This window comes from Paenibacillus zanthoxyli JH29 (assembly GCF_000520715.1).
GTDB lineage: Bacteria > Bacillota > Bacilli > Paenibacillales > Paenibacillaceae > Paenibacillus_AQ > Paenibacillus_AQ zanthoxyli.
Window position 1 is genome coordinate 1 of record NZ_ASSD01000344.1, and the last position, 4355, is coordinate 4355.

6 protein-coding genes are annotated in these 4355 nt (G+C 54.6%); 1 reads left to right on the forward strand and 5 read right to left on the reverse strand.

The window, feature by feature from the left end; translation table 11 throughout:
• The 4 genes from L691_RS0112505 to L691_RS0112520 form a co-directional block, all read right to left on the reverse strand.
• Positions 1 to 963, reverse strand: a 963-nt coding sequence (locus L691_RS0112505) for an RsmB/NOP family class I SAM-dependent RNA methyltransferase (protein ID WP_025690860.1), incomplete at its 3' end; no start/stop codon positions are given.
• Positions 964 to 1059: 96 nt separating this feature from the next.
• The gene (locus L691_RS0112510) at positions 1060 to 1500 is read right to left on the reverse strand and encodes a DUF309 domain-containing protein (protein WP_025690861.1); all 441 of its coding nucleotides are present in this window, start codon (positions 1498 to 1500) and stop codon (positions 1060 to 1062) included.
• Complete coding sequence (locus L691_RS0112515; protein WP_025690862.1) at positions 1490 to 2302, reverse strand: GTP pyrophosphokinase; 813 nt, start codon at positions 2300 to 2302, stop codon at positions 1490 to 1492. Before L691_RS0112515 ends, L691_RS0112510 begins: the two co-directional genes overlap by 11 nt.
• A gap of 128 nt (positions 2303 to 2430) precedes the next feature.
• On the reverse strand, positions 2431 to 3528 hold the full coding sequence (locus tag L691_RS0112520; protein WP_025690863.1) for a quinone-dependent dihydroorotate dehydrogenase: 1098 nt from the start codon (positions 3526 to 3528) through the stop codon (positions 2431 to 2433).
• Between the two features lie 184 nt (positions 3529 to 3712).
• On the opposite strand from L691_RS0112520, the gene L691_RS32790 reads away from it, so the two are divergent.
• Positions 3713 to 3850 (forward strand): hypothetical protein, encoded by a 138-nt coding sequence (locus L691_RS32790; RefSeq protein WP_169733328.1) that lies wholly within the window; start codon positions 3713 to 3715, stop codon positions 3848 to 3850.
• Here the strand turns inward: L691_RS32790 and L691_RS0112530 are convergent.
• On the reverse strand, positions 3847 to 4355 hold a 509-nt coding region (locus L691_RS0112530), incomplete at its 5' end, for a L,D-transpeptidase (protein ID WP_025690864.1). The genes L691_RS32790 and L691_RS0112530 overlap by 4 nt on opposite strands.

Genomic DNA, 4355 nt, shown 5'->3' on the forward strand with positions numbered 1-4355 from the left:
GCGCGGCACGGCCGGCAGAGACTTGCCGCCGCTCTCAGACCGCGCTCCTTCCTCAATCTCCTCTTCCGGCTTTCCATTATGTCTTAAGACGGCAATAAAATGCCCCTCGCCCTTCACTTTATGGGGCCATAAGCGGGCCGTACCCGGAAGCGGTTCCAGCCCCGGGGAAAAAGAGCCTGTGCCATGAGCTGGAACGATCGAGAACTGTGGATGTGCGGCAAGAAATTCGGCGATGCTCCCTTCATTCTCCTCCGGCGAGAAGGTGCAGGTCGAATAAACCAGCGTCCCCCCAGGTCTAAGCGCCAGCGCCGCCGCCCGCAAAATCTCCCGCTGCATGCCGGCATACTTAGCTGGCGTATTCTCATCCCACTGCCGGACCATATCCTCGTCCTTGCGGAACATGCCTTCGCCCGAGCATGGCGCATCAATTAAGATGCGGTCGAAAAATCCCGGGAATGCCGCAGCGATTCGCTCCGGGCTCTCGTTAAGGACGACCGCGTTTCTCGCGCCGCACAGCTCCAGGTTCTTGGCTAGAGCCTTGGTCCGCTCAGGATGCAGATCATTGCTGATCAGCATTCCCTGTCCTTGAAGCTTGGCGGCGATCTGCGTTGACTTGCCGCCGGGTGCGGCGCATAAATCCAGCACTCGTTCGCCGGGAAGGACGCCGAGCAGCTCGACAGGCGCCATGGCGCTCGGCTCCTGAATATAGTAAAGCCCGGCGTGATAGTAAGGATGCTTGCCGGGTCTGGCGCCTTCGATTGTATAAAAGCCCGTGGAGCACCAGGGGATCGGCTCCATGAGGTAAGGTGAGATCCGCTGGATCTCATCCACCGTAATCTTTAGCGTATTAACACGGATGCCCGTATGCGGGATCTCCCCATAGGTCTCCAAAAATGCTTCATATTCCCGTCCCAGCAGCTCCTTCATCCGCTCGGAGAAGGAGTGCGGAAGTTGTACCGCCATGCTGCCGTCCTCCCGATTATCCTATATAGGGGTTGAATGGCTCAGGAACACCCCTGCGGGTGTTCCTGAGCCGTAATTTATAAGCACATGCCCGATTCAGCGGCCGCAGGACTCTCTACGGGGTCCCCGCCGCTGGGGGATGTTCGGCTTGATATCCGGCAAAGCGGCCTGAACCGCCTCCGACAGCTCCCCGTCCACGATATCGATCGTCAAATCGTAATAGGCCAGATCGTCATACTCCCTTAACTGCCGAACATAGTCTTCCGCCTCTCGGACCAGTTTACCAAGATGAATGCCCAGCGTAACCTCCGGATATTCCCGAAGCTTCGCCGCTGCTCCTTCCAGCATGATAATTGCGCCGCGCGTATTGCCATTACGGTAATGATACAGCCCCACGGCGATCTGTAGCAGCGCCTTATACAGCGGGTCGCGGTCCTTGGAGAGCCACAGCTCTTCGAGAACCTCGTGACATTCGAAATAATCGCGGTCCCGATTGAAGTAGACCAGATAAGCGACATATAGAGGTTCATAACCCATCCGGCAAATTGCCTTTCTTCGCTTGGGAAATCATTCCGCGCACACGTACGAGCAGTTCCTTCATCGCTTCCATGTCCTGGCGCTGCCAAATCTGGTTGAACTCTTCCTGGCTGCGGATCGCTTCATTGACAAGATGGTAGAAATACAATTGATGTATCGCATGAAGCACCTGGGTCGTCGTGTTGGAATTTTCCTCGAACGTCTTCTGCGCTTCCAGTATTTCTTCCCGGATGCTGGACATTTCGCTATCCAGAATGGATGCGGCCTCCGCCGCTGTCTTCAGGCGCAGCCTGATTTCATCCGGCAGGCTTTCCCGGTATTTATAATTCAGGGAGTGCTCGATGGTCGCCCAGAAATTCATTGCCAGCGTGCGGATCTGAATTTCGGCCAGGACGATCTTTAGCCCAAGGGCGGTCTGGACCGGGTACCTGATGATCATGTGGAAGCTGCGATAGCCGCTCTCCTTGTAATTGGTAATATAGTCTTTCTCATATACCACTTCAAGGTCTTTGCGGGCGCGGATAAACTCGGCCACACGCCGGATATCTTCCACGAACTGGCACATGATCCGGATACCCGCAATATCCTCAATCCCCTGCTCCAGATCCTCCATCCGCACATTTAGGCGCTTCGCCTTCTCCAGAATGCTGGACAGGCGCTTCACCCGCCCGGTTACGAATTCAATCGGCGTATATTCCTCGCGCTTCTTCAGCTCCGCGCGCATTGTTTTGAATTTGACCTTGAGTTCTTCCACTGTCTGTTCATATGGAAGCATAAAAGTGCCCCAATCTCTGCCGTCCATCGTCCTTCCTCCTGTCCTTTCATCTCCGCCGTCAGCTAAGAAGAAACGGCTGCCGTCCTCTTGAAGAGGCAGGCATCCGTTTCTTGTAAAAATATCAGGTCAAGGATAAGCGCGAAGCTTATACTTCCTTATATTTGAACGTCCGCGCCCACCGCTTCGGAGATATGCCGAAAGCCGTCCCTTCTCAGGAGATTCCGCAGCCCGGCATGTATCCTGCGGTTCACCTCCGGCCCTTCGTAAATGAGAGCCGTATAGATTTCGACCAGGCTTGCGCCCGCCCGGATTTTGTCATAGGTATCCTGGGCGGAGAAAATGCCGCCCGAACCGATAATCGGCAGCTTTCCGTTCGTCTGCCGGTAGATCGCGGAGATAATCTCCGTCGATCTGTCCCTAAGCGGCTTTCCGCTGAGTCCGCCGGTTTCTAACGCGCTTTCATGGGTAAGTCCCTCGCGCCGAACCGTCGTGTTGGTAGCTATGATACCATCCATTCCCGCTTCTGTCAGCGTATGCACCATATATTCAAGCTCAGCTGGGCTGATGTCCGGAGCAATCTTGACCAAAATGCTCTTTCGGACGCCGCTTGACCCGCGCTGGAGCTCCATCTCCTGCTTAACTTCCGACAGCAAATGGGACAGTTCGCTTCCGTACTGGAGACTGCGTAAATCCGGCGTATTCGGAGAACTGATATTAACCACAAAAAAATCACCGTACGGATACAGCGTCCGAATGCACTTCCGGTAATCCTCATGCGCGGCTTCGTTGGCAGTCGTCTTATTCCGTCCGATATTGACCGCGACCGGAATGGTCCGTCTAGTCTCCGCCTTGAGGCGCCGCGCCATCACTTCCGCGCCTTCATTATTGAAGCCCATCCGGTTGATGAGCGCTTCATCAGGCGGAAGCCGGAACAGCCTTGGCTGCTCGTTCCCCGGCTGGCCCTTCGGAGTCACCGTACCGACCTCCATAAAGCCAAAGCCGATTGACGAAAATCCGGGGATCGCCTGGGCATTCTTATCTAATCCGGCCGCAAGCCCAACGGGCGAATGAAAATGAAGTCCGAACAGGTCTACAGCCAGCTCCGGCGTCTCCGGGACGCCGTACATCAGGCGCAAGGCGGAGCGTCCGCCCGGCAGGGCGGCTGCTTTTTCAAGTCCCCCGATGACGAGATGGTGTGCGGCTTCCGGGTCCATTTTGAAGAAAACAGGTTTCGCAATATTTCGATACAGCACCATTCTCGCTCCTTCAGGCATAAAGTTTCATTATAATTTTAGCCTTTTCCGCGGGAAAAGAAAAGTTTTAACCTTTTTCGCGAAAAGCGGGATGGACGGGGAGTATAGTATTTTTTTTGTAAACGCATTACAATAGAAGAGCACAGGGAAATCCAGATATAAGAGAAAAGGATGGTCGATTCACATGTCAACCAAACGCAAACCGCCTACAATACAGCAGAAAAAAGAAGAGGTCAACCGCAAAGCCATTGTGTGGATCGGCGCCAGCATTGCGCTGCTTGTCATTATTTTCATCGTCCTCTTTATTGTAACAGGCAGTTAATTCAGCCAATGGTATTGTTTGCGGGGGTTGGTCTGGTTCCCGGCGGCTTTCAGGGAGAACGGGTTCTCTGAACCCTGCGTTACACCAGGCAGAAGACCCCCTCCGGTAATTTGCACCTTTGTTCCTTTAGGGACAAGATCGAACAGTTCCTCAATATCGCTTCGCTTCATCCGGATACAGCCCAATGATTCATCCTTGCCCACGCTTTCCGGTTCATTGGTACCGTGAATGGCGTAATTGGTGTCAGAGAGCTGCATTCCCCTGCTGCCGAACTCCCCGTTGTCATGGCCGTTTGGATTCACAACCTTGTCGGTGATTACGAAGCTGCCTTCCGGCGTCCGGGTTCCTCCAAGGCCCACTCCATAGCTCCGAATAATGATTCCGCCGCTGGTCACCGCCAAGCGGTGTTTTTGCTTGTCTACGAGAATGGTGAGCGGCTTAGATAGGAAAGGCATCTCCGCTCCTCCATTGCCCGCTGAGGGCGCGGCCCCATCAGCGGCTCCGG